At 69.5% G+C, this 25095-nt stretch carries 26 protein-coding genes; 13 read left to right on the top strand and 13 right to left on the bottom strand.

Annotated elements, in window-relative coordinates:
* Window positions 1-44: 44 nt before the first annotated feature.
* From ABZV58_RS18635 to ABZV58_RS18625, 3 genes are all read right to left on the bottom strand, one after another.
* Window positions 45-671: a GTP cyclohydrolase gene (locus ABZV58_RS18635; protein ID WP_355001374.1), complete on the bottom strand. Its 627-nt coding sequence runs from the start codon at window positions 669-671 to the stop codon at window positions 45-47.
* 97 nt (window positions 672-768) lie between these two features.
* On the bottom strand, window positions 769-1389 hold the full coding sequence (locus ABZV58_RS18630) for a GTP cyclohydrolase II (RefSeq protein ID WP_355001373.1): 621 nt from the start codon (window positions 1387-1389) through the stop codon (window positions 769-771).
* Window positions 1390-1594: 205 nt separating this feature from the next.
* Window positions 1595-3079, bottom strand: coding sequence for a PfkB family carbohydrate kinase (locus tag ABZV58_RS18625; protein WP_355001372.1), 1485 nt, complete (start codon window positions 3077-3079; stop codon window positions 1595-1597).
* Window positions 3080-3468: 389 nt separating this feature from the next.
* Between ABZV58_RS18625 and ABZV58_RS18620 the strand changes: the two genes are divergently transcribed.
* Together ABZV58_RS18620 and ABZV58_RS18615 are read left to right on the top strand one after the other, a co-directional pair.
* Window positions 3469-3591 (top strand): hypothetical protein, encoded by a 123-nt coding sequence (locus tag ABZV58_RS18620; protein ID WP_355001371.1) that lies wholly within the window; start codon window positions 3469-3471, stop codon window positions 3589-3591.
* 15 nt (window positions 3592-3606) lie between these two features.
* Window positions 3607-4002 carry a hypothetical protein gene (locus tag ABZV58_RS18615; RefSeq protein WP_355001370.1) on the top strand — a complete coding sequence of 132 codons (396 nt, stop codon included), beginning with the start codon at window positions 3607-3609 and terminating at the stop codon, window positions 4000-4002.
* Between the two features lie 26 nt (window positions 4003-4028).
* Here ABZV58_RS18615 and ABZV58_RS18610 read toward each other — a convergent pair whose 3' ends face one another.
* The 3 genes from ABZV58_RS18610 to ABZV58_RS18600 are packed head-to-tail and all read right to left on the bottom strand — an operon-like array spanning window position 4029 to window position 6387.
* Window positions 4029-5105, bottom strand: a complete 1077-nt coding sequence (locus ABZV58_RS18610) for a quinone-dependent dihydroorotate dehydrogenase (protein ID WP_355001369.1) — start codon at window positions 5103-5105, stop codon at window positions 4029-4031.
* Between the two features lie 5 nt (window positions 5106-5110).
* Entirely contained in the window at window positions 5111-5359 is a 249-nt protein-coding gene (locus ABZV58_RS18605; protein WP_067783446.1) for a DUF5703 family protein, read from the bottom strand.
* Complete coding sequence (locus ABZV58_RS18600) at window positions 5359-6387, bottom strand: hypothetical protein (protein WP_355001368.1); 1029 nt, start codon at window positions 6385-6387, stop codon at window positions 5359-5361. The genes ABZV58_RS18605 and ABZV58_RS18600 overlap by 1 nt, the downstream gene beginning before the upstream one ends.
* 148 nt (window positions 6388-6535) lie before the next feature.
* Between ABZV58_RS18600 and ABZV58_RS18595 the strand changes: the two genes are divergently transcribed.
* From ABZV58_RS18595 to ABZV58_RS18580, 4 genes are read left to right on the top strand one after another with little or no spacing between them, the layout of a single operon-like run.
* Window positions 6536-6892: a hypothetical protein gene (locus ABZV58_RS18595; RefSeq protein ID WP_355001367.1), complete on the top strand. Its 357-nt coding sequence runs from the start codon at window positions 6536-6538 to the stop codon at window positions 6890-6892.
* A gap of 6 nt (window positions 6893-6898) precedes the next feature.
* A complete protein-coding gene (locus ABZV58_RS18590) occupies window positions 6899-7435 on the top strand; it encodes a hypothetical protein (protein WP_355001366.1) in 537 nt (178 codons plus the stop codon).
* Window positions 7436-7450: 15 nt separating this feature from the next.
* A complete protein-coding gene (locus tag ABZV58_RS18585; protein WP_355001365.1) occupies window positions 7451-9544 on the top strand; it encodes an MMPL family transporter in 2094 nt (697 codons plus the stop codon).
* A gap of 5 nt (window positions 9545-9549) precedes the next feature.
* Complete coding sequence (locus ABZV58_RS18580; RefSeq protein ID WP_355001364.1) at window positions 9550-9918, top strand: YrdB family protein; 369 nt, start codon at window positions 9550-9552, stop codon at window positions 9916-9918.
* Window positions 9919-9999: 81 nt separating this feature from the next.
* On the opposite strand, the gene ABZV58_RS18575 is transcribed toward ABZV58_RS18580, so the two are convergent.
* The 4 genes from ABZV58_RS18575 to ABZV58_RS18560 form a co-directional block, all read right to left on the bottom strand.
* Complete coding sequence (locus tag ABZV58_RS18575; RefSeq protein WP_355001707.1) at window positions 10000-10854, bottom strand: heme ABC transporter ATP-binding protein; 855 nt, start codon at window positions 10852-10854, stop codon at window positions 10000-10002.
* Window positions 10855-11137: 283 nt separating this feature from the next.
* Window positions 11138-12364: an iron ABC transporter permease gene (locus ABZV58_RS18570; RefSeq protein ID WP_355001363.1), complete on the bottom strand. Its 1227-nt coding sequence runs from the start codon at window positions 12362-12364 to the stop codon at window positions 11138-11140.
* Window positions 12361-13401, bottom strand: a complete 1041-nt coding sequence (locus tag ABZV58_RS18565; protein WP_355001362.1) for an ABC transporter substrate-binding protein — start codon at window positions 13399-13401, stop codon at window positions 12361-12363. Before ABZV58_RS18565 ends, ABZV58_RS18570 begins: the two co-directional genes overlap by 4 nt.
* Before the next feature lie 22 nt (window positions 13402-13423).
* On the bottom strand, window positions 13424-14389 hold the full coding sequence (locus ABZV58_RS18560; RefSeq protein WP_355001361.1) for an aldo/keto reductase: 966 nt from the start codon (window positions 14387-14389) through the stop codon (window positions 13424-13426).
* 231 nt (window positions 14390-14620) lie between these two features.
* Between ABZV58_RS18560 and ABZV58_RS18555 the strand changes: the two genes are divergently transcribed.
* From ABZV58_RS18555 to ABZV58_RS18540, 4 genes are all read left to right on the top strand, one after another.
* Window positions 14621-15553 (top strand): undecaprenyl-diphosphate phosphatase, encoded by a 933-nt coding sequence (locus tag ABZV58_RS18555; protein WP_355001706.1) that lies wholly within the window; start codon window positions 14621-14623, stop codon window positions 15551-15553.
* 85 nt (window positions 15554-15638) lie between these two features.
* On the top strand, window positions 15639-16379 hold the full coding sequence (locus ABZV58_RS18550) for a histidine phosphatase family protein (RefSeq protein WP_355001360.1): 741 nt from the start codon (window positions 15639-15641) through the stop codon (window positions 16377-16379).
* 89 nt (window positions 16380-16468) lie between these two features.
* Complete coding sequence (locus ABZV58_RS18545) at window positions 16469-17053, top strand: DUF3090 domain-containing protein (RefSeq protein WP_355001359.1); 585 nt, start codon at window positions 16469-16471, stop codon at window positions 17051-17053.
* A 1-nt stretch (window position 17054) separates the two neighbouring features.
* Window positions 17055-17864 carry an SCO1664 family protein gene (locus ABZV58_RS18540; protein ID WP_355001358.1) on the top strand — a complete coding sequence of 270 codons (810 nt, stop codon included), beginning with the start codon at window positions 17055-17057 and terminating at the stop codon, window positions 17862-17864.
* 24 nt (window positions 17865-17888) lie between these two features.
* On the opposite strand, the gene ABZV58_RS18535 is transcribed toward ABZV58_RS18540, so the two are convergent.
* Entirely contained in the window at window positions 17889-18755 is an 867-nt protein-coding gene (locus ABZV58_RS18535) for an LLM class flavin-dependent oxidoreductase (protein ID WP_355001357.1), read from the bottom strand.
* 100 nt (window positions 18756-18855) lie between these two features.
* On the opposite strand from ABZV58_RS18535, the gene ABZV58_RS18530 reads away from it, so the two are divergent.
* The 3 genes from ABZV58_RS18530 to ABZV58_RS18520 all read left to right on the top strand — a co-directional run bounded on the left by ABZV58_RS18530 (window position 18856) and on the right by ABZV58_RS18520 (window position 22652).
* Window positions 18856-19845, top strand: a complete 990-nt coding sequence (locus ABZV58_RS18530; protein ID WP_355001356.1) for an aldo/keto reductase — start codon at window positions 18856-18858, stop codon at window positions 19843-19845.
* 250 nt (window positions 19846-20095) lie between these two features.
* Window positions 20096-21334, top strand: a complete 1239-nt coding sequence (gene mshC / locus ABZV58_RS18525; protein WP_355001355.1) for a cysteine--1-D-myo-inosityl 2-amino-2-deoxy-alpha-D-glucopyranoside ligase — start codon at window positions 20096-20098, stop codon at window positions 21332-21334.
* A gap of 301 nt (window positions 21335-21635) precedes the next feature.
* Entirely contained in the window at window positions 21636-22652 is a 1017-nt protein-coding gene (locus ABZV58_RS18520) for an MBL fold metallo-hydrolase (RefSeq protein WP_355001354.1), read from the top strand.
* 103 nt (window positions 22653-22755) lie between these two features.
* Here the strand turns inward: ABZV58_RS18520 and ABZV58_RS18515 are convergent, their stop codons facing one another.
* Both ABZV58_RS18515 and ABZV58_RS18510 read right to left on the bottom strand, forming a co-directional pair.
* On the bottom strand, window positions 22756-23997 hold the full coding sequence (locus ABZV58_RS18515) for a ZIP family metal transporter (protein WP_355001353.1): 1242 nt from the start codon (window positions 23995-23997) through the stop codon (window positions 22756-22758).
* Window positions 23997-25043, bottom strand: a complete 1047-nt coding sequence (locus ABZV58_RS18510) for a multicopper oxidase domain-containing protein (protein WP_355001352.1) — start codon at window positions 25041-25043, stop codon at window positions 23997-23999. The genes ABZV58_RS18515 and ABZV58_RS18510 overlap by 1 nt, the downstream gene beginning before the upstream one ends.
* Window positions 25044-25095: the final 52 nt, after the last annotated feature.

Raw genomic sequence — 25095 nt, 5'->3', positions numbered from 1 at the left:
GTGGCTCACTCATGGTAGCCAGACCTGGACAAAAGTGACGGCCTTTACAGCGCGAGAAGTCGACGCCACCAGCAGCTCGGCATGAACCACCGCCGTCGCGACCGCCACACCGCTCGCCCGAGCGTCGACGCGCTCTCGTCCGGGATCGTGTGACCGCGCCTTCGTCGCTTGGCCTCCAGGTACCGGCGGGCGCGCTCGCTGCGCGGCCGAGTCACCAGCGGCACCACCGTGACCGCGATGCCGAGGTGCACCAGCGCGCGGGCCGCGTTCTCGTAGGAGCGGGTGTCGGCGCAGAGCCCCAACCGTTCGTAGCTGTCGAAGGTGTCCAGCCCGAACACCTCGCTGGTGCGCAAACCCCGCGCCTTGTCGACCAATCCGGCGCCGCGGCCCTCCTGTTCGAGATAGACGAGCACCCCGCATCCGGCGTTCTGGATCATGTCCATCGACAGATCGAGTTCGGGCCCGCAATCGCAATCGTCGGAGCGCAGCGCGTCGCCGTAGAGGCAGCGCGAATGGATGCGCACCAGGCAGGCATCGGCGATCGGACCGAAGATCATGGCGTGCCCGCCGTCCTCGGCGCCGGGTATCGCCATGACTCGAACGCGGAGTTCGCGTCCCTTGCGAGTCAGACGATGCCCGGTCTCGCGGAGATGGAATGCCGCTTGGTCCATGCCCCTCCGATGCACGCTGCAGCGGGCCGGCGAACTGCGGAATCCCCAGTCGCGCAATCCATCTATGGTAGCCGCAGGCCGGGCGTCGCAGCAGTGGCTAGACCAGAACGGGCGGCGCGCTTTCGCGTGGGGGCTCGGCGGCCTCCGACCGGGGCAGTATGGTCTGCTCGGCCGACCACGGCGATTCGCCGTTGGGAATCCAGTGCCTGCGCCTGCGGCGTTTGGCGTCGAGGTAGTCGATGGCGCGTTGACTCAACGCCTCGGTCACCAGCGGCACCACCTGCACCGTGAGACCGGCTTCGCGCAGCGCGTGCATCTTGACCGGATTGTTGGTCAGCAGCTGGACGCTGCGCAGGTTCAGCACGTCGACCAGCGCGCGGGCCGCCTGCTCGTAGGAGCGCGCGTCCGGCGGATAGCCCAGCTTCTCGTAGCTGGTGAAGGTGTCCGCGCCGGACTGTTCGCTCTCCAGGTATCCGCGCGCCTTGGCGAGCAGACCGGCGCCGCGGCCTTCCTGCTCGAGATAGACCAAGACCCCGGACCCCGCGTCCTGGATCATGTCGAGGGACTTGTCCAGTTCCGGGCCGCAGTCGCAGTCGTCCGACCGCAGTGCCTCGCCGTAGAGGCATCGCGAATGCACCCGGACCAGACAACCGTCGGTGATGTCCCCGAAGACGAGAATGTGGCCGCCTCCGTCGCCGCGATCGGGTAACTCGATCACGCGAACGCGAGTGTCACGCCCCTTGCGCGTGAACCGATGACCGGCTTCGGCAAGATCCGACGCAACCGTCGTCAACCGCTCCTCCGACTCAACAGGTGCGGCCGCTGCCGCACATCCGAGATGACCTCGAGACTGTACCCCGCGCGAAGCGAACACACATGTTACTACCAGGTCTTTTGCGTTAATTTCGGCCGCGCCGCCCTGGTCACGATCCGCTGCCCTGCCGGACCACATCGTCGATTCGGTCCCGGTCCGGCATCGCGCGCGGCACCGCGCCGAGCTGCTGGGTGGGAATCATCGCCGCCGTGGCCCAGACGAAGTCTTTCGCGGCCAGCTCACCGTCGGTTTCGATCAGACGGCATGCCAACGCGGCCGAGAACGCGGCGGCGGCGCCGGGTGATTTCTTCAACGCCCCTTCGAAGTGTCCGACCTCGAGTTCCAAGGGCTCCGAAAACACCGAGCAGCTGAATTTCTCGATCGCGCAGACCGTGCGAACTCCGAGCCCGCGCAGAATCTGTGCGCTTTTGGCGGTGGAGGCGGTCGTGACGACCGGTAGCATCGCGTTCAATTCCGAAGGCGATCCGACCAGGTAGTCCACGATGTCGAGATACGGGTAAAGGTCCTGCGGCACAGCCGGACTCGGCGACGGACAGACGATCACCTTCGGTCTGGGCCGCATACCGCGCACCATCGCGAGCACCTGTTCGGCGATGCCTTTGGGGTGCTCGAGGGTCAGCAGCACGACCTCCGAACTCGCCATCGCCGCGTGCACGGCTCCGGTGTGCAGATCCGCCACCTCGAGCTTGACCCTGTCGTCCTTGCACCCGATCAGAATCGTCTCGCCGCTGTCGTTCATGATCACGGCCGTGACCGGGGACCGGCCGCCCTCGACGGTCTTCACCAGATCGCAGCGAACGTTCTCCTTGGTCAGGAAGTCCAGGATCTCCGCGCCGTCCTCGTCGTCGCCGACCGCGGAGACCAGCGCGACGTCCAAACCGAGGCGCGCGGCCGCCACCGCGCGATTGAGGCCCTTGCCACCGGGAGGCCGGAAGAAGCTGCCGTTGGCCGTTCGGTCGGCGGTCGGAAACCCGTCGACACGATAGAGATGGTCGATGACGGCGTCGCCGACCACCGTCACCGACTTGGGCCGGCGCACCGAATCAGGGAGCGAGACAAGGATCTTGCCGCTCGGCATCGCCTTGGGAATGGCGTAGCCCGTGTCGGCGGTGAGCAGCTCGGCCAGGGCGGTGAAGGTGTCGCCCTCCGACGAGGTCCGCAGCCGTTTGACCGTCGGCGCTTCGGGAACACGGTCGACGCCGAGCGCTCGGTGCAGGCCCAGCCAGTGCTCGACGAGATAGTCGCGGCGCGGGCCGAGCTTGTCGGCGTAGAGACGGGCCAGATCGATTCCGTCAGGGGGGTTGTCACGAAAAAGTCCGAGAGCCAACGACGAATCGGCGATCAGACGATCGGTGGGCGGCAACCGCCGCGCCGTGTCGCGCACGACCGGCAGCAGGGACTCGCTCGCGGGCCGCCCGGTGCGCTGCGCGTGCTGACGGACGATCGGCAGCTCGAGCAGGCTGGTGACGTCGATCTCGGTGTGGCCCAAGCGTTCCGGGCGCAGCCCGTAGTAGGTGCACAAGCGGGTCAGGATGTCGCGAATCGCGATCGTGCGGGGATTCTGCGGAGCCATCGGCGAGTCCGCCCTCCATCGCGTCGTTGCCAATTCGTTGTGCTTGTGCGGAGATTGCCCCGATATGGGTGTTTAGCGGGCAATGAGACCGGCAATCCCCAAGATACTCCGGCAATTGACCGGACAAAAGGCAAATGCCACACTGATTTTGGGCGATTGGTCGTCCCCACCAGCGGACTCGGGAGGGCCTTGGTGATGAAACTTTTCGGTGACCCCCTTCGACCTCCGGATGTCCGACACGAGGCATTCGCAGCCGCCTACACCACCGATCGGTCGACGACCAGCGATCGCACCAACGAATCGGCGCGACGCGTCGCCGATCATCGGACCACGTCTGGCGGCCGAGGCTGCCCGACCGCCTGCTCATCCGCGAACAGGCACTGGCGGGGATGGATCTCGCCGAGATCGTCAGCACCCAGACCTACCGGCACGATCGGATCGCTCACTCGCGGGCGGTGCACTACGCCGGACAACTCGGAATTTCCCTGGAGCAGATTCTGCTCGGGCTGTAGTCACCGGAGGCAGCCATGACCATTCAAACCACCGAGTGGACCATGATCAGCGACCTGACGCCCGAATCGGCCTACCGCGACGGCGCCGACGCCTGGCGGCTGAGCTGGTTGCCGGGTCGCGTTCTCTCCCGCGAGCAGGCGTTCGCGGGCATGGAGCTGGACGAATTGCTCAGCGACCCGGACATGGTGCACGACCGCATCGCGCACGCCCATGCCGCCGAGCGCGCCGACCGGCTCGGCATCCTGCTCGACCACGCGATCATTCTGCTGCACAAGCGGATCGTGGCCCGGCTGCGAGATCGGCCGGACGAGTCCGCGCCGGGCCCGGTCGGCGCATGCGATCCGCCGAACGGCCCGCGCGCGCGGTGCGTATCGCAGCGCACGAGCGGACCGCCCCGCGTGTACGGATGACCGCGCCGCAGGGACGTCGGCGGGATTCAGGTTCGCGCGACGTTCTCCGCGCCGACAGCCTCGGCGATCGAGGTGTAGCCGTTCTCGCGCAGGCGCGCGGCGAGGCCGCGGTGGATCTTGCGGGTCCAGAACGGGCCGCCGTAGATGAAACCGGTGTAACCCTGCAGCAGGCTGGCGCCGGCGAGGATGCGCTGGAAAGCCTGATCGGGGGTTTCGATGCCGCCGACGGAGATCAGCACCAAACGATCGCCGACCCGCCGATACAGGCGGCGCAGCACTTCGAGCGAGCGTTCGGCGACGGGGGCGCCGGACAGGCCGCCCGCGCCCATGGCCGCGACCTCGGCGGCGTCGGTGCGCAGCCCGTCGCGGCGGATCGTGGTGTTGGTGGCGACGATGCCCGCGAGACCGAGTTCGAGCGCGAGGTCGGCGACGGCGTCGATGTCGTCGTCGGACAGGTCGGGGGCGATTTTCACCAGGACCGGAACGCGCACGGTGTCCAGCACGGCCCGCAGCAGCGGGCGCAGCGATTCGACGGCCTGCAGGTCGCGCAGGCCGGGGGTGTTGGGGGAGCTGACGTTGACGACGACGAAGTCGGCCAGCGGGCCGAGCAGGGCCGCGCTCGTCGCGTAGTCGGCGGCGGCGTCGGCCGGGTCGACGATCTTGGTCTTGCCGATGTTGGCGCCGATCGGGACGGTGGCGGCCTTGGCGCGCAGCTGGTCGGCGGCGCGGGCGGCGCCGTGGTTGTTGAAGCCCATCCGGTTGATCAGTGCGCGATCGGCGGGCAGGCGGAACAGCCGCGGCGCGGGGTTGCCCGGCTGGGCCTGCGCGGTGACGGTGCCGATCTCGGCGAAGCCCCAGCCGAACGGGCCCCAGATGTCGGCGCCCTCGGCGTTCTTGTCGAAACCGGCGGCCAAGCCGAGCGGCGCGCGGAACTGAACGCCGAAGACGGTGTTGCGCAGGATCGGATCCTCGACGACGGCGAGCCGCTTCAGCAGCAGCCTGGTCGGGGCGAACCGGGCGGCGACGCGCATGGCGGCGAAGGCCAGGTGATGGATGCGTTCCGGCGGAACGAAGAACATCAGGCGAAGCAGCAGTGCGTACATCCGGTTCACATCCCCGGCTCGGGCTGGGGTAGTAGCGAGGTCTTGCGACGACGCAGCAGCACCTTGCGGCTGCCGTCGGTGTAGGCGCGCACGCGCGAGAGCTCCCATCCGCCGAATTCGGCCTGAATCGCCAGGCGCATCGAGGCGGTCACCCTGGTCACGTCTTTCGGTAAGCGCAGCGGGACGTATTCGTAGTCGTCGCTGCTGGTCTCCCAGTTCGCCGGTAACGCTGCGCGGGAGCTTTTCGGCGCCATCACTGCCCTCTCTTCAGCTGGTCCGCGCGGATCCGCTGGACACCGTCACCGGTGGCGGATCCGACGAAAAGGTCACCGGTGCGCTCGTCCACGGTCACCGATTCGGGCTGCCGGACGGTCGGATAGCGTCCCACTTCCTTCGGTATACCCGTCGACAGATCGAAGCCGACGACTTCGTTGCTCTGGGTGCACGTCACCCACACGGTGTCGGACCGTCGATCATAGGCGAGCGCGTAAGGCGACGATCCTACCGGGAACCGCTGGCGCAGGACGAGTGGTCCGGTGGTGTAGACGAGCAGTTCCTCGCCCGCGGTGTCGGTGACGATCACCCTGCCGAAGTGGTCGGAGATCATGTTGGTCGCGCCGTCGCCCGCGCGCAGCGCGAGCCCGAGGTGGTCCTCGGCGGGGTCGATCTCGGTGACGGAGGTCTGGCGGCGGTCGAGCACCGCGACGCGATCGGCGGTGAGAGCGACGACGTCGGCCGAGACCAGGCCGGAGACAGTGTCGAGAACTTCGCCGCCGGGGCCGAGGGTGCGCACGGCGCCGTCGGCGGTGCCGACGACGAGCGTGCCGTCTTCGCGCTGCCGGACCGAGCGCGGGTCGCCCTCGACGGGTGTCTCGGTGACCGCGCCGGTGGCGACGTCGACGCGGAAGATCCAGCCGGTCGCGGTGACCAGGACCTCCCCCGGTTTGCCCGCGGACAGGCTGGTTCCGTGCGCGGGCAGGGTGACGGTCCGTCGGCCCGCGGTCGCCGGATCGATCAGGAAGAGCACGGTGGTGTCGTCGCTGCTCTTGTCGAGCGCCGCGAGCTGACCGGTGCCTGGGTCGGCGAGCATGGCCCGAAGCGGGGCGTTCATGCCGATCACGTCACCCGCGGGTGCGGCTTGCGGCGCGGGAGCGACGGCCGCGGTGGCGGGTTCGCGGGTCGGGACGTCGCGTTCGCCCTTGTCGGAGGAGCATCCGGCCAGCAGCGCGAGCACCGCCACGCCCACCAGCGCTGAGGGGACCGAGCCGCGAGGGCGCACCACCGAACTCCTCCTACCGACGAATCAACGCGACGTCACCATCTGACCATGATGGCGCAACACCACCGCCGACCGGGGTGGCGGCAGCACCGAATTACCCGTGATGGGGGTTACGGTGTAATCAAACAGTGTCCGACTCAGGGAGATCCGGTTGAAAGCCGACCATGCATCGGGATTTGCCATCGATGACATAACCGTTGGTCCGTTTGCTCACGGGTTCGGCACCACCGCCGACGGCAGGCCGTACGCGTTCCGCACGGTGCGCTCGATCCTGACGCTCGAGATCTACCGCGCCGATCTGGGCAACGACGTGCCCGGCCCGGAAGATGTGGTCGCGGTCGCCGAAGTACGAGTCACCGACGTCGATCTGGACGACGAACGCAGTGTGGTCGCGCTGGTGCGCGACATGATCCCCGACGCCGCCCCGGTCGAGGCGGCCGCCGATCGGGACGTCACGACCGTGCGCGCTCTGCTGGGACGGATCAGTTCCGTCATCGATGGTATGTAGGTAGTGATGCACTCCACACGAATCTCCCGTATCGCGCTGACCTTGGCCGCCGCTGTCGCTTTCGCCGCGGTCGCCGCGTGCGATTCGGGCCCGGACGAGGCCTCGGTCGAGGCGGCCCGCTCCAAGGCCATCGCCGAACTGTCCTCCTCCGCCGCCGCCACCTCCAGCGCGATCGCCAACCGGCCGATACCGACCGCCGCCGAACTCGACGCCCAGATCAAGCGGGCACTCGACCCTGCGCTGCCCGACACCGAGCGCACCGCGCTGATCGAGGACGGCGACGCCTTCCGCGACGCGATCCCGGACATGTACCGGGCGCTGCAGGACAACCCGCGCGCCATCTACGGCGTCACCGATCCCGTCTTCGACAACCGCGACGGCACCCTGACCGCCACCATGCGCCTGGACAAGGACGGCACCGGCACCGCCGTGCGCACCACGGTGGTGCACTTCGTCTATCTCGACGGGCGCTGGAAGATCTCGCGCACCGACCTGTGCGGCATCCTGCGCTCGGCCGACTACCGCACCCCGGCGTGCGGGTAGCGGCTCGGCCCATCGATGCTGCATTCGGGTTTCCTGGGGTGGGGCCGGTTCGTCCACCGCTACCGCTATCTCGTGCTCGCGGGGTTCGCGCTGGCCGTCCTGCTGTCGGGCTGGTACGGCCGCGACCTGATCGACCGGCTCAGCCAGGAGGGGTGGTTCGACGAGAGCAGCGAATCGGTGGCCGCTTCCGAACTCGCCGACGCGACCTTCGGCCGTGACACCGACAGCGACCTGATCCTGGTCTACACCGTCCCCGAGGGCAGCACCGTCGACTCACCGGAGGTGCGCGCCGCGGTCACCGCCCAGCTGCGCGGCCTGCTCGAACGCTATCCGGACCGGATACTGAAGATCGACAGCTATTGGGACAGCCCGTTCACGGCCAGCGCCAGCGACCCGACGAAGAAACACGCCTTCGCCAGCGTCGGGCTGCGCGGCGAGGGCACCGCCACCGTCGAGAACTATCTCGCGATCAAGGACTCGCTCGGCGCGGGCGACGCGGGCGGCGGACCGGGCGGAACCACGGTGCAACTGGCCGGGTTGCAGCCGATCGTCGAGGGCATCAACACCGGGATGCAGAACGACATCCAGCGCGCGGAGCTGATCGCGCTGCCGATCGTGGCGATCATGCTGTACTTCGTGTTCGGCGGCGTGATCGGCGCGGTGCTGCCGGTGATCATCGGCGGGATGACGATCATGGGCACGCAGGGCATGTTGCGCGTGCTCACCGACCACATCGAGGTCAACGTCTTCGCCAACGCGGTGATGACGCTGGTCAGCCTCGGCCTGGCCATCGACTACGGTCTGTTCACCGTCACCCGCTTCCGTGAGGAACTCGCCGCAGGGCGCAGCGTGGAGGAGGCGACGGCTCGCACCGTGGCCACCGCGGGACGCACGGTGCTGTTCTCGGCGGCGATCATCGCGATCAGCCTCGCCGCGCTGTTCATCTTTCCCAACGGCGTGCTGCGCTCGGTGCCCTACGGCGGCATCAGCTCGGTGCTGCTCGCCGCGCTGCTCTCGGTGACGGCGCTGCCCGCCGCGTTGAGCATCGTCGGTCGGCGCATCGACTTCCTCGGCTGGAAACGCTTCTCCCGCACCAAGACCGAGGCCCAGATCGACGCCGGATTCTTCTCCCGGCTCGCGCTGTTCGCCATGCGGCGGCCGTGGGCGGTGGCGGTGCCGATCGTGCTCGCACTGCTGGCGCTGAGCATCCCGCTGCGCAACATCGAGTTCGGCGGGATCAGCGAACGCTATCTGGCCGAGGACAATCCGGCCCGCGTCGCCCAAGAAGACTTCGACCGGCTGTTTCCCAGCTTCCGCACCGAACCGTTGAAACTCGTGGTGGTCGGGGCGAATTCGCAGCAGCTCGGCGACATTCGCCACGAAGCCAACCAGGTGCCCGGGCTGACCGGGCGCTTCGAACCGGCCGCGCCGACCAAGGACGGCGTCAACGTCCTCAACGCCGGGCTGACCGACAAACGCGAGGCCGACGCCGTGATCGCCGCGCTGCGCGCCATACCCGAACCGCCGGGTGTCGAGGTGATGGTGGCCGGGGTGCCCGCGTTGGAACGCGACAGCATCAACGGATTGCTCGAGGGTTTGCCCACGCTGTTGGCGATCCTGATCTGCACCGCGCTCCTGGTCATCTACCTGGCGTTTCGTTCGATGGTGCTCGCGCTCAAGGCCGTCGCGATGAGCGGGCTGAGCCTTGTCTCGACGCTGGGCATCCTCACCTGGATCTTCGTGGAAGGACACGGGTCGGAGGTCTTCCAGTTCACGCCGGGGCCGTTGATGTTCGCGGTGCTGGCGTTGATCGTGACGGTGGTGTTCGGGTTGTCGACCGACTACGAGGTCTTCTTGCTGTCCAGGGTCGCCGAGGCGCGCGAGGCCGGAGCCGACGCACCGGAGGCCATCCGCTACGGCATCGCCCACACCGGCGGCGTGATCACCTCGGCCGCCGCGATTCTCATCGTGGTGACCGGCGCGTTCGGCTTCTCCGATCTGGTGCTGATGAAATACATCGCCTACGGCATGATCGCGGCGTTGATCATCGACGCGACCGTCATCCGGATGCTGCTCACGCCCGCGGTACTGAAACTGATCTGGAGATGAGGGGCATGCGACGGGGGGTGATCGGGGCGAATCTGTTCCTGATGTTCCTGCTGGAACTGGGCGTGATCACGGGCGCGGCGTTCTGGGGTTTCACGCTGCCCGGCGGGCTGGTGACCCAGTTGACCGCCGGTGTGCTCGCGCCCGCGCTGTTCGTGCTCATGTGGGCGCTGTTCGGCGCGGCGGCCAACGCCCGGTTCCCGCTCACCGGGTGGTGGCGGGTGGCGCTGGAGGTGATCTGGTTCGGCGGGGGAGCTGTGGCCTGGGCCGTCGCGGTGACGCCGGTGCTCGGGATCGGGTTCTTCGTGCTGTGGGGTGTGAACGCGACCGTCAGGATCGTCACGCAGGATGGATTGCAGGTGCGGGTCGGGGAGTAGGGGCGGACGAGACCCCGCACAACTTCGTGACCGCACGCCAGCATCGGCCGTCGTCTGACGGAGGCCGACGAGAGCGAGCGGTCAGCGACGGACCGGCAGGACCAGTTGGGCGCCCGTGACCGGATGGTCCAGGACCTCCACCGGATGCTGGTAGACGCGGCTCAGCAATTCGGTGGTGAGAACCTCGCGCGGCGGGCCGTCCGCGGCGATGCGGCCGGACTCCAACACGGCGACGCGGTCGGCGTAGGCGGCGGCGATGCCGAGGTCGTGCAGGACGACGACGACCGCCGCGCCCGCCGTCGCCCGCTCGGCCGCCAAACGCAGGACCGCTTCCTGGTGGCCGAGATCCAGTGCGGCGGTGGGTTCGTCGAGCAGCAAGGTGGCGGTGTCCTGGGCCAGCACGCGGGCCAGCGCGACGCGCGCGCGTTCGCCACCGGACAGCGTCGGGAACGAGCGCGCGGCCAGATGACCGACGTCGGCCGATGTCATCGCGGCGGCGATGAATTCGTCGTCGCGTTCGCCGCGTGCGGTGCGCACCCATGGCGCGCGCCCCATGGCGACGACCTCGCGCGCGGTGAACGGGAAGCCCACGGTGTGGCTCTGCGGCAGTACCGCGCGTCTGCGCGCCATGTCCAGCGGAGTCCAGTGGTCGAGGGCGCGACCGTCCAGTTCGACGCTGCCCTCGCTCGGTGTGAGTTCACCGGCCAACGCGGCCAGCAGCGTGGACTTTCCGGCACCGTTCGGTCCCACCAGCGCGACGACCTCGCCAGCGGCGACCTCGAAATCGACGGCTTCGAGCACTCTGCGCGCGTGCCCGCTCGCTCCGCCTCGCCGGTCCACGCTCAGCCCGCGCGCCCGCAAGGTCACCGCGCCGCGCTCGGGCCGCACCGGCTCCTCGTGCGTCCGTCCGAGCATCGCGCCAAGCCCTTGCCGCATTCCGCTCACGTGGTCACCGCCCGGCCTTGGTACTGCGAGTTCCTTGTGCGTCCGCGTGCGGCAGCACCCCACTGACCGGCGGCCTCCGTCATCGGGTCGAGCGCGTCACCGGGCGTACGCGCGGTGTGACCGAGCGACACGCGAGATGATTCGGCGTGCCGGGCGACGACCCGTCGCTCCTGGGCAACGACTGCTGGACGCGGTCGACGACCCCACTGGATTGGCGAGGTGTGCGGCATTGCATCGACTGCATGATCGAGACACCGGTGCGTGCGGGCCGCGCTCATCCCCAGCCTCCCGCGCGGGCACGGGTGCGGCGAAGCAGCCAGAAGAAGAACGGCCCGCCGATGAGGGAGGTGAGCATGCCGAGGGGCAGGTCGGCGTTGTCGACGAGGGATCGGGCGGCGACGTCGGCGGCGAGCAGCACCACCGCGCCGACGATGGCGCTGAGCGGAATCAGCACGCGATGGCCGGGGCCGACGATCATGCGTACCAGGTGCGGGACGATCAGGCCGACGAACAAGATGATCCCGGTGAACGCGACGCCCGCGGTGGCGAGCACCGCCACGATGACGATCACATTGCGCCGCAGCCGTTCCACGTCGACGCCGAGGTGGCGAGCCGCGGACTCACCGAGCGCGAGCAGATCCAGGCGCGGCGCCACCACGATCGCCGCGAACACACCGAGCGCGGCGAGCGGCGCGACGACCGCCACCGAGTCCCAGTTCGCGCCGTTGAGACTGCCCAGCTGCCAGAACACGATCTGATCGCGGGCCGCGGGTGAGGCGACGAACAGCAGGAACGCGATCAGACCACCGGCGAAGGCGTTGATGGCGACGCCGGTGAGCACGAGGGTCACCACTTCGGTGCGGCCGTTGGATCGCGCGAGCAGATACACCAGCAGCGTGGTGAACAGCCCGGCGACGAACGCCGCGGCGGCCACCGACCACGCGGCGACGAACGCCCCACCCACCACGATCACGGTGCCCGCGCCGACCGCGGCGCCCGCCGAGACGCCGATGACGCCTGGCTCGGCCAGCGGATTGGCGAACACGCCCTGCAACAACGCACCCGCTGTCGCCAGCGCGGCCCCGACCAGCATGGCCAGCACGACGCGCGGGAATCGCACCTCCCACAGCGTCACGTCACCGGACGGATGGGCGGGCAACGGGCCCCAATCCAGACCGATCCGGTGCAAGACACTGCCCGCGACTTCGGCGGGCGAGGTCGGCACCTGTCCGATGGCGGCCGAGGCGAGTGCCAGCACCACCAGCGCCGCGATCGCGACCGCGAAGGCGACGGTGATCCGGGAGACCGAACGCGTGCCCGGAGGGATCGCTGTGCCATGAGCGTCGGCGGTGTTCGCGGGTGGTTCGACCGGTGCCGAGCTCGCGCCGGTCGTGATCTCCGGCCGCTGTGGACCTCCGTCGAGCCCGCCCGCGCCGTTCTCCTGCGTGGGGCCGACCCCGTTGGCCGAAGTTCCCGAAGATGTGCGAGCCGGGTCGCTCATGCCGGCGCGGAGCCGTAGACGGCCTCGTTGAGCGCCGCGACCACGCGCCCGGTATTCGGTCCGAAGCTGAGCAGCACCGCGCCGGACATGTCGACCACGCGCTTGTTCTTCCCGGCCGGTGTCTGCGCGACGCCGGGCACCTTCAGCAGGCCGTCCACTCCGCCGACTGAGTTCAGCCCGTCGGTCATGACGAGCAGGACGTCGGGCGCGGCGCCGATCATCGCTTCGCTGGTGATGGCGGTGAACGGTTCGGTGAGTTGGGCGACGGTGCCCGCGTCCTCGCCGCCGATGGCGGTGATCAGCGAGTCGGCACCGGAACCCGGCCCGGCCATCATGGTGATGGCGGTGCTGCGCAAGTACAGGAACGCGATGCGCAACGGCTTGTCCTTCGCGGGGACCGCGGCGGAGGCGGCGGCGATCTCATCGCGGGTGCGCTCGGCGAGCTCCCGACCGCGCTCGGGAACGCCGAGTGCGGCGGCGACGGCCTCGATCTGCGGCGCCACACCGTCCATGGTTCGCTGCGGATCGAAGTAGACGACGGTCACCCCGGCCGCGCGCAGCTGCTCGCGCACCGCGGGCGTTGCGCTGGTGGTGTCGGTGAGGAACACGGTGGGGCGCAGCGCCAGAATGGATTCCACGTTCAGCGAGCCGCTGCCGCCGGTCACGTTCGGCAGGTCCAGCACCGCGGGGAACGCCGCCGAGGTGCTGCGCCCGATGAGGTTGGGTCCGAGGCCGAGCGCCCAGACGGTCTGGGCGAGGGTGCCGTAGCGGTCGGCGGCGATGATGCGGTCGGCCGAGGTGACCGTCACCTCCGTGCCGTCGAAGGAGCGCACCGTCACCGGCAGCACCGGTGTGGGGGCGGGACCGATCGGCACCGGATCCAGATTGCCCACCGTGGCGGTGCTCGGCCCGCGCTGTCCGGAACCGGTCGCTTCGCTGTCGCTGCCGCATGCCGCGGTTCCGGCGATCAGTGTCAAAGCGAGGGCGGCGAGGAGGGAGCGAACCACTCCGGGACGAGCACGATCGACGAGCCTCATGAAGGCAAGCCTAATGTCCGCGTCATTCCGTGCGCGCGCTGACGTCGTCCAGTGCGGCCGCGATCGCGCGCGGCAATTCGAGGGTCTCGGCGGCCATCACGCCGGTGAGCTGTCCGATGTCGCGGGCGCCGACGATCATGCTGGCGATGCCCGGCCGGTCCCGGATCCAGGCCAGCGCGACCGCGAGCGGCGAGGTGCCGAGCCCGTCGGCGGCGGTGACCAGCGCGTCGACCACCCGGGTCGCGCGTTCGTCGAGGCGGTGGCGGATCTCGGCGGCGGTCGCTTCGTCCGCGCCGCGCGAGTCCGCGGGAACGCCGTCGCGGTATTTGCCGGTCAGGATGCCGCCTGCCAGCGGCGCGGACGCGATCACGCCGACGCCGTGATGCTGCGCGGCGGGGACGAATTCGTTTTCGGCACGGCGCGCGAGCAGCGAATAGGGCGTGTGCGCGACGGAGATCGGCGCGATGGCGGCCAGACTGGCCAGCTGCCACGGATTGAACCCGCGCACGCCCGCGTAGCGGACCTTGCCGGAGCGCACCGCGTGGTCGAGGGTGGCCGCGATCTCGTCGAGCGGGGTGCCGGGATCCCAGGCGGCGACATGCCAGATGTCGAGGTAATCGGTGCCCAGTTCGAGCAGGGTGCGGTCGAGCTGGCGCAGCAGTCCGCGCCGCGACGCGTCGATCTCGGTGCGCGGCGCCGGACCCGGCACGGTGGTCTGGGCCGGTTCGGTGCGCGGCAGCACGCCCGCGCAGCCGCTCAGCACCAGCTCGTCGCGCGAGACCAGGTCGCCGAGTAGATCGGCCAGGATCCGCTGCGCCGCGCCGCCCGCGTACGCGGGGGAGGTGTCGACCAGGGTGCCGCCCGCCTCGGCGAAGGCCACCAGCTGCCCGGCCGCGTCGTCGGCGTCCGTCTGCAGGCCCCAGGTGTGGGTCGCCAGTCCTATCCGGGACACCCGTAGGCCGCTGCGTCCGACCGTCCGCTGTTCCATCACCGGATCCGCGCTTTCATCACGGCGCCAAGCGTAAATGCTGGGGGCCGCTCGCGGTGGCCGCCGCGCGGCGCCGGGCAGCGGCCGGAATCACCGCTTCACCGGGCGACATGTACTGTCGCTGCGGTATTGCGGCGCCGCTTTTCCGGCGAACGGTGTCGTCGCTGGACCAATTGCCCAGTCGGAACGGCGGTTTCGGGCAACGGAAGAGGAGGTTGCGTGGGCGAGTCGATGACCTGGATACAGGCGCTGGTACTCGGACTGGTGCAGGGTCTGACGGAATTCCTGCCGGTTTCCTCCTCGGCGCACTTGCGCATCGTTTCCTCGGTGTTCTTCGGCGAGGACGCGGGCGCCTCGTTCACCGCGGTCACCCAGCTGGGCACCGAAGCGGCCGTGCTGGTGTATTTCGCCAAGGACATCTGGCGCATCGTCGTCGCCTGGTTCACCACCATGGCCGAGAAGGTCAGCGCCAGGTCCAGGGAGACGGTGCCGATCACCGACCAGGTCACCACGAAGCTCCCGGTCATCACCGGCGACGGCGTTCCCTATGGTCTGGCCGAGGATCGGCAGCGCGAACTCGACTACCGCATCGGCTGGTATGTGATCATCGCCACCATCCCGATCGGCGTCATCGGCTACGTGCTGAAAGACGAGATCCGCACCGGCGCGCGCAACCTCTGGCTGGTGTCGTTCATGCTGATCGCCTTCGCACTGGTGATCGCCGCCGCCGAGTACTACGGCGCCAAGCGGCGACCGATCGAACAGCTCACCACCCGCGACGGACTGGTGATGGGTTTCGCCCAGTGCTTGGCGCTGATCCCCGGTGTGTCTCGCTCCGGCGCCACCTCCTCGGCGGGCCTGTTCCTCGGGCTCGAGCGCGAGGCCGCCGTGCGGTTCTCCTTCCTGCTCGCCATTCCCGCCGTGACCGCGTCCGGCCTGTTCAGCCTGCCCGACGCGTTCGCCCCCGCGGGTGAGGGACTCAACGCCTCGGGCCCGCAGCTGCTGGTCGCCACGCTCTTGTCGTTCGTCGTCGGTTACGCCTCGGTGGCGTGGCTGCTGAAGTTCGTGTCGAAGCACTCGTTCAACTGGTTCGTCGGCTACCGCATCGTGCTCGGCCTGGTGATCATGGGTCTGCTCGCGGGCGGGGTGGTGTCGGCGACATGATCCGCGGGCGTACAGCCGCCTTCGCTGCGGCCACGCGCGGGTTTTCGGGCGGACTCCGTCCGGCTGTGCCCACTAGGCTGGCCGCATGACGGTGATCCTGCTGCGGCACGGCGTGTCGACCTCGAACACCGCCCGCACTCTCGCCGGCCGCAGCGCCGGAGTCGACCTCACCGAACACGGCGCCGATCAGGCCCGCGCGGTCGCCGAACGACTGGGCGGGCTGCCGATCCAGCACATCGTGCACTCACCGCTGCTGCGCTGCCAGCGCACGGTCGGCCCGCTCGCCGACAAGCTCGGGCTGGAACCGGAGTACGACGACCAGCTCATCGAGGTCGACTACGGCGAGTGGACCGGCAGGCCGATCGCCGAGCTGCTCACCGAACCGCTGTGGAAGGTCGTGCAGCGGCATGCCTCCGGCGCGGTGTTCCCAGGCGGCGAAGGACTCGCCCAGGTGCAGCACCGCGCGGTCGCCGCGATCCGCGAGCACGATCGCGTCTTCGCCGAGCGGCACGGCCAGGATGTGCTGTGGGTGGCGTGCACGCACGGTGACGTGATCAAGTCCGTACTCGCCGACGCGCTGGGCATCCACCTGGACGGCTTTCAGCGGATCGTGGTGGAACCGGCGTCGATCAGCGTCGTCCGCTACACCCCGCACGCCCCCTACGTGTGGCGGCTCAACGACACCGGTTCGGACCTGAGCGCGTTGGAGGCGATCAGACCGCGACCGCGAGACAGCGACGCGGACAACGATCGCCCCGATACGTCCGGACCGGTTCCCGGCGGCGAGCTAGGCGGTACTGCTAGTGCGGATAATGGGAATGCGTAGCTTTGAGATTCCTTGTAAACGAGTAGACGGTGTTGCGGGAGTCCGGGCGCCGCGGGTAGTCGATCAGGGTCACGCATCAGGAGGTGCAGATGGCACGAGCAATCCATGTATTTCGCACCCCCGATCGTTTCGTCGCCGGGACCGTCGGTGAGCCGGGCGATCGCGCCTTCTACCTGCAAGCGGTGCAGCAGCCGCGCGTGGTGAGCGTGCTGCTGGAGAAGCAGCAAGTGAAGGTGCTCGCCGACCGTATGGGACTGTTGCTGGACGAGGTGGCGCGCCGTTTCGGCGCCCAGGTGCCGCCGCAGGCCGACGACGTGGCCGACACCGATCCGCTCGTGACGCCGATCGACGCCGAATTCCGGGTCGGCACCATGGGTCTGGGCTGGGACGCCGACGCGGGCGCCGTCGTGGTGGAGTTGCTCGCCATCACCGAGACCGAGGTGGACGAGTCGGTGGTGCTCGACGACACCGAGGAGGGCCCCGACGCCGTCCGGGTGTTCCTGACACCGATCCAGGCCCGCGAGTTCGCGCTGCGTTCGGCGCGGGTGATCGCGGCGGGCCGCCCGCCGTGCCCGCTGTGCGGGGAGCCGCTCTCCTCGCGCGGGCACATGTGTGTGCGAACCAACGGCTACAAGCGCGGGGACATCTTCGGCGCGGCCGAGCTAGAGGAGTGATGTGGCGCGGGTCGACGAAAGGTTCGCCAGCGGTGAGCTGAATGTGATCGGGCGGATACGTACCGCGAGCAACGTGACGCTGGTCTGCGATGTGGTCGACTCGGATGTCGATGGTCATCCGCTGCGCGTGGTGTACAAGCCGGTGCGCGGGGAGCGGCCGCTGTGGGATTTCCCGGATGGCACCCTCGCCGGGCGCGAGGTGGCGTCGTATCTGATCTCCGACGCTCTCGGCTGGGGCGTGATCCCGGAGACGATCCTGCGTGAGGGTCCGTACGGTCCCGGCATGGTGCAGCGCTGGGTGGACGCGGTCGACAACCACACCGAGCGCGGCAATCGCCTCGATCTGGTCGACCTGTGCCCGCCGGGCGCGGTGCCCGCTGGTTTCTGCGAGGTGTTGCGCGCGCTGGACGGGGAGGGCAACGAGGTATCCCTCATTCACGCCGACGACCCGCGTCTGCGGCGCATGGCGGTGCTCGACGTGCTGCTCAACAACGCCGACCGCAAGGGCGGACACGCGTTGGAAGGCGTCGACGGTCAGGTGTACGGCGTCGACCACGGCATCTGCCTGCACAGTGAGCACAAGTTGCGCACGGTGCTGTGGGGTTGGGCCGGTCGGCCGATCGGCGACGACCTGGTCGCCGACATCACCGCCTTCGCGGCCGCCCTGCCCGGCGAACTCGCCGACGCGCTCGCCGCGCACATCACCGACGCGGAGATCGATGCGCTCGCGGGCCGGACGAAGGAGTTGCTGGATCAGCCGGTGATGCCGGTGCCGCGGACGTCGCGGCCGATTCCCTGGCCGGCGTTCTGAGGTCGGCTTCCGGCGCGGCGGCGTTCACTCGACCAGCGGGCGCACCCGTTCGCCCGCGAAACGGATGAAGGCGAGCGGGTCCGGCTCGTCGGGGGTGGGTTCTAGGACGATGGTGTCGGCGCCTGCCGCGGACCATCGGTGAACCGCGTCGGCGATGGCCTGAGCGTCGCCGACGACTCCGACGCTGTCGGGCAGACCGGTGCGTCGACGGGTGGCGGCGAGGCGTTCGGCCGCGTCGGGTCCGGTGGCGGCGAGTAGGTAGACGATCACGCGGTGCGGGTCGGTGCGTCCGGCTTTCGCACGTCCTTCGTCGATGAGTTCGCGGGCGGCGCGGATGCCCTCCGGCGTGGTGGCGCTGGTGAGGACGGTGGCGTCGGCCAGTTCGCCGGACAGCCGCAGCGTTCGCGGTCCGCTCGCGCCCGCGGCGAGGGGCGGGGGCGTGCGCGGCGGCCAGTCCAGCGCGACTCGATCCAGGCGGACGTAGGCGCCCGCGGCGCCGACCGTTTGCCCGTGCAGCAGGGCGCGCAGCGCGGTGAGCTGTTCGCGCAGCAGGGTCAGCGGGGAGTCGACGCGGGCGCCGACCTGCCCCATCCAGTCCTGCACGCCGTGCCCGATGCCGGGGATCAACCGACCGGGGTGCATTCGCAGCAGCGCCGCGATCTCCATCGCGGTGAGCGCCACGTTGCGCAGCGGCACCGGCAGCACCCCGATCCCGACGCGCAGTCGTTCGGTGTGGGCGAGCACGGTGGCCGCGCACGCGCTACCCGCGGCCCAGAAACAGTCCTCCCACAGCCACAATTCGGCCAAGCCGCTTTGTTCGGCGGCCACGGCGATCTCGGGCAGCCGTTCGGGCGGGAGCTGGGGAAGTGCGATAGCGCCGAGTACCGTCACCCCGGCCACGGTAGCGGTCGGCACCGACAGGTTCGGCGGTTCGCGAGGGTGACCCTGCCAGGGCCTCCCTACCGCGCGCCTACCGCGTGAGACTCGTCCCATGCTTCGCTACCGACTGTTCGGCAACACCGGCCTACGAATCTCCGAAATCGTCCTAGGCACAATGCTTTTCGACGAAACAAAACAGGCGCGGGACATCGTCGACGCCTTCGCCGACGCGGGTGGCAACGCACTCGACACGGCCTCCGCCTACGGCGACAGCGAGGAGATCCTCGGCGAGATTCTCGACAAACGACGCGACCGATTCGTGCTCGGCACCAAATACACCCTCAGCCGCGACCCCGACGACGTGAACGGCGCGGGCAACCACCGCAAGAACCTGATGCTCTCGCTGGAGCGCAGCCTGCGGCGGTTGCGCACCGACTACGTCGACATCTTCTGGGTGCACGTGTGGGATCGGCACACCCCGCTGGAGGAGACCGTGCGCGCCCTCGACGACGCGGTGACCGCGGGCAAGGTGCGCTACCTCGGAATCTCGGACGCGCCCGCCTGGGTGGTCGCGCGCGCCAACACTCTGGCGCAGTGGCGGGATCGCACGCCGTTCGCGGGGCTCCAGGTGCCCTACAACCTGCTCCAGCGCGATATCGAGCGCGAACTGCTGCCGATGGCGGAGGCGTTCGGGATGAGCGTCACCGCGTGGCGGCCGCTGGCGGCCGGGATACTGACGGGCTCGACCGGCAGACGGGTCGACCCGGCCGCGTTCACCGACCGCGAGCGTGCCGCCGCCGACGCGGTCGCCGAGGTCGCCGCCGAGCTCGGGGCGCGACCCGCGCAGGTGGCGCTGGCCTGGACCCGGCACAAGTCGCCCGCCGTGTTGCCGCTGGTCGGGGCGAGCAGCGTCGAGCAACTCAGCGAGAATCTGGCCGCCGCCCAGCTGACCCTGCCCGAGGACGCGGTGCGCCGGTTGGAGGCCGCGGCGCCGTTCGAGCGCGGGTTCCCCGGCGACTTCCTCGCCGAGTCCGAACCGCATCCGTTCGTCTTCGGCTCCGCGGCGACGCGAGTGGATGGGCGCGGCAGAGCGTTCGCATAGGTCGCTGCGGCTTCTCGCCACGGGACGCCCAGCTGCGCGAGGCTCTGAGGCGGCGCAGTCGTCTGGAGGTTTGCTGGCGTGAACCGGAGTCCGCACTATTCGTCGGATGTTCTTTTCCGCGAGAGCGAAACCATTGACTTCTGGTAGCGGTCTCGTTTTGGCTGGTCCCGATAGGGTCGTGTGGCGCTCGGGGTGCCCGCGCGGCCGGGGCGAGCGGCGATGAACTCGGCCACACCTTTACCCTCGAATCATGCAGTCCTGGTCCGATACCGCCCTACCGACCGTCCCCGGAGCAGGGCCACCGTTGCGGTTGTACGACACCGCCGACGCGCGGGTGCGGCCGGTCACCCCCGGCGCCACCGCCACCATGTACGTCTGCGGGATCACCCCCTACGACGCCACCCACCTCGGACACGCCGCAACCTACCTGACCTTCGACCTGGTCAACCGGCTGTGGCGCGACGCGGGCCACGACGTGCACTACGTGCAGAACGTCACCGACGTCGACGACCCGCTGTTCGAGCGCGCCGCCCGCGACGGCCTGGACTGGCGCGATCTCGGCACCCGCGAGATCGACCTGTTCCGCTCGGACATGCGGGCGCTGCGCATCGTGCCGCCGCGCGAGTACGTGGGCGCCATCGAGTCGGTGGACGAGGTCGTCGAGTTCGTCCAGAAATTGCTCGCCTCGGGTGCGGCGTACGTCGTGGAGGACGCGGAGTACCCCGACATCTACTTCCGCGCCGATGCCAACGAACAGTTCGGCTACGAGTCCGGCTACGACCGCGCGACCATGGAGCGGCTGTTCGCCGAACGCGGCGGCGATCCGGACCGCCCCGGCAAGCGCGACACCATCGACGCGCTGCTGTGGCGCGCGGCCCGTCCCGACGAGCCGTCCTGGCCCGCCCCGTTCGGTGCGGGCCGGCCTGGCTGGCACATCGAGTGTTCGGCGATCGCGCTCAACCGCCTCGGCCCGGAGTTCGACATCCAGGGCGGCGGCAGTGACCTGATCTACCCGCACCACGAGTACTCCGCCGCGCACGCCGAATCCCTGATCGCGGGCCGCCGTTTCGCCCGCCACTACGTGCACGCCGGGCTGATCGGCCTGGACGGCGAGAAGATGTCGAAGTCCAAGGGCAACCTGGTGCTGGTCTCCAAGCTGCGCAACTCCGGTGTCGACCCGGCCGCCATCCGCCTCGGCCTGCTCGCCGGACACTACCGCCAGGACCGCATGTGGACCGACGAGGTCCTCACCGACGCCCAGGCGCGCCTGGCCCGCTGGCGCAGCGCCACCGCCCTGGCTTCCGGCCCCGTCGCCGAGGACACGGTGGCCCGCCTGCGCCAGCACCTCGCCGACGACCTCGACACCCCCAAAGCCCTTGCCGCCGTGGATAACTGGGTCGCGCAGGCGCTCGAATACGGCGGCCCCGACACCGCGGCGCCCGGCTTGGTCGCCACGGCCGTCGACGCCCTGCTCGGCGTCGAGCTGTAAGGGCTGCGCGCAGCCGGTGCCGCCACGGGTCGTCCGCTACACCGCCCGGTCGTCTGCAAACCACCACGGATTCGGTGGGCGATAACCTTCGCCCCGGGCCGGTCACCCGCCAGTACCCCCGTGTCACAGCCGGTCTCGCCGCTTCGATCATGGACTCACACGACGCCCGCCGCGTTCCCGGACGCGGCGGGACGGACCCCGAGGGTTGCCAGATGCCGGGTTTCCGTGATCTGGTGCACGGATGTGCAATCTGCATCCTGGTTCGCTGATCGCTGGGTTCCGCGGGGCGTGGGGGCGGCCGATGCGGTTGGAACCGGTGGGCGAGGCGGGGGACGCGCGGACGACGACGGCGGCGCGGCGGCGGTTCTTCGGTGCGGCGGCCGATCCCGAGACGGGTGCGGTACCGGCCGATCGCGTGGTGCTGTCATGGGTCGGCTGCACGACTTACGCGCTTGCGCTGGGCGGTTCGGTGTTCCTGCTCGACGCGTGGGTACCCCGGGTGACCAGTTCCGGCTATGTGCCCGCGACGACGCAGGAGTTGGCGGACTTGCGTCCGGCGGCGATCTTCATCGGTCACGGCCATTTCGACCACGCCGGTGACGCGGGCGCGATCGCCGAGGCCAGCGGCGCGACGGTCTACGGCACGGCCGAGCACTGCGCCGCCATCCGCGCCCAGGTGCCCGAGGCCACGTTTCCGTCGGAGGCGCTCGGTGACGCCCACACGCCCATCGGGCAGCGCCACGAGGTCACCGTCGGTGGGGTCGCGGTCACCGCGGTCCGGCACTTGCATTCGGCTCGCACCCCGCAGGATCCGGCCGACGAGGCGCGGCGGTTCTTTCCGCGTCCGGAACTGGGACCGATCCTGCGCCACCATCCGACGCTCACCGATCTGCGCCAGACGTTGCCGCGCTTACTGGATCCGGAGGGCGGTGTGCTGCTCTACCAATTCCGCGTCCCCGGTTTCACGCTCACCTGGCACGATTCCGCGGGTCCGCTCACCGAGAAGGCGCCCGAGGTGTTCGACGTGCTCGCGGGGTTGCCGTCCACGGACGTGCACATCGGCGCGGTGCAGGGCTACAACCAGATCACCAACGGCCTGCGCGATCCCCGCAAGTACGTCGAGGCGCTGGGCCCGTCGCTGTTCGTCCCGTCCCACCACGACAATTGGCTGCCGGGCCTGACGGCCAGCGCCGCCACCTACGACGCCCCGCTGCGCACCGAACTCGCCCGCTTGGCTTCCGGGCGACGCCCGGAGTTACGCACCATGCACGACCCCACCGACTACCTCAGCCCCGACCGCCTCACCTTCACACTCTGAACCGCAGCCGCGTTCCACATACCTTTCGCACGCCGCACACAGACGATGCCTATGTGCGGCGTGCAAAACCTGTGTGCCAGCTGGCTCGGAATCGTTGGGGTGCTCAGGGCAATACGAGTAGACCTGTCGCGTATATCGCCGCTACGCCGACAGCGACACCCAGGATCGCGGTGGAGTCCATCGCTGCCACGGTTCCGGTGTCGTGATCGTCCGCGGTGCGCAGTGCGGGCGCGATCTGCACGACGACCTGCGCGATCGCACCGATGCCCAGACCGAGCAACAGCAGCGACAGTTCGGCATTGTTGACGCCCGCGCCGAGCACCGCGCCGAGGATCGCCGGTGCGCCCGCGATGAGCCCGAGCCCGAGCAGTCGCAGCACCCCCGGCCGGGCCGCCGTCAGTAGCGGGCTGACGATCGCCAATCCTTCGGTGGTGTTGTGCAACGCGAACCCGATGACCAGCGCCGCGCCGAGCGCGAGTTCGCCCAGCGCGTAGGCGGATCCGATGGCCAGGCCCTCGCCGAGGTTGTGCAGTCCGATGCCGATGGCGATCATCAGCGCCAGCCGGGTGCCGCCGCGTCCGTCCGAGGCGTCGGCGCGGCGGGTGAGCCAGCGGTCGACGAAGGTGAGCGCGAGGAAGGCGAGAATCGCGCCGAGCGCGAGCAGGCTGATGCCGCCGAACGCGCCGCCGGAACGCTCGCCGAGCTCGAACCCTTCGAAGACGGCGTCGACGGCGAGGAACAGCAGCAGCCCGACGGTCACCGCGAGCAGGAAACGGATGCCGCCCTTGCCGATTCGCCGCAGCACGGGAAGCAGCAGCATGCCGAGAACGACCGGGATGATGCCCACGTAGGCGCCGAGCAGCGCCATCACCGCGAACAGGTCGCGCCCGCCGGTGGGTGTCTCGACGGCCGCGGCGATCTCGTGTTCGATGACCAGTCCGGTGGAGGTCAGCATGGAGACCAGATACGGCTGACCTTCCTGCCAGGGATAGTCCAGCGTGAGCACGGTGCTGCGGCGGGGTCCGATCGGTTCCTCGCCGCCGCGGACGTCGACGAACGCGTCGTTGACGAACACCTGCGCCACCCGCACCGGATCGGGTCCGGCGTTGCGCACGGTGAGATCGATGCGGCCCGGCGACATCCGAACCTGTTCGACCGCGATCTCTTCCACCGGTGGACCGATCCGCTCGGGCAGCGAACGCCCGCCCACTACGGCCAGCGCCGCCAGCGCCAAGCCGAGCAGCAGAACCACCGCCACGGTCGACAACCATCCGGGAGCCTCGGACTTCTGCGATGCGGGAGTTTCGGCGCGCTCGCTCATGATTCGCTCACTGCGTTCGCTCATCAGGTCACCTCGAAGAATCCCATCCACCCCAGTTCGGCGAACTCGGATTTGTGCGCGTGGAACATGAACTTCCCCGCGTACGGGAACCGCAGTTCGCAGATGCCGCGCTGGCCTTGGCCCTGGACGATCGTGTCGGTGTAGTCGGCGGGTTGCAGCCGGGTGCCGGTGGGGTAGTAGTCGAAGAAGTTGCCGTGGATGTGGAAGCTGTTGACCGGGTCGTACTCGAGCACGTTGACCAGGTAGATGCGCACGAGTTCACCGCGTTGCACGCGCACCGGTTCGTGCATGTAGTGGAACGGGATGCCGTTGACGGCGTAGAGCTGGTTGCCTTCGGCGTCGAAGGTGGTGTTGTAGCCGTGCTGCACCATGACCAGCTCGTCGGCGGCCGGACGCGCCTGCGGCGGGTCGACGATGAACGTCCCATACATGCCGCGGGCGATGTGCTCGGCCAGCGGCCCGACGTGGCAGTGGTAGAGGTGCACGCCGAAGGGGATGGCGTCGAATTCGTAGACGGTGCTCTGCCCGGGCGCGATGAGTCCGGCGCCGAGGCCGGGGGTGCCGTCCATCTCCGCGGGATGGATGCCGTGGAAATGCATGGTGTGCGGGTGTTGCGAGCCGTTGGTGAAGGTGATGCGCAGCAGGTCGCCCTCGGTGCAGCGCAGCGTCGGTCCCGGGATGCGGCCGTTGAACACCCACGCCGGGAACTGCACGCCGGGCGCGACCTCGAGTTCCTTGTCGGTGGAGGCGATCTCCCACTCCCGCACGGTGCGACCGTCGGCGGCTTTGGTGACCGTGCCGTAGTCGAAGTCGCGCAGGATCTCGGTCGGGTCGAATCCGTTGCCGTGGTGGTCGACCACCGAACCGATGCGGAAAGTGGGCCCGCTGACCCCGCCGCCGTGGGCGACCGCCCCGTGCATACCGTGGCCGGTCTGCTCCGAGCGCGGTCGCGCCTCGGACAGACCCGCGCGCGCCGCCACCGCCGCGCCACCCAGGCCCAGCAGCGCGCCGCCGCCGGCCAGAAAGCCGCGGCGCGAAGGCTCCCCCATCAGGTCACGCTGCACCACCGCACGCCTTACCCACAGAGTTTTCGTATTACCT

It is taken from the genome of Nocardia sp. NPDC004654 (assembly GCF_040609595.1).
Lineage (GTDB): Bacteria > Actinomycetota > Actinomycetes > Mycobacteriales > Mycobacteriaceae > Nocardia.
Note: the sequence above shows the minus strand (reverse complement) of the source record. Positions and strands in the feature narration are given on the sequence as shown.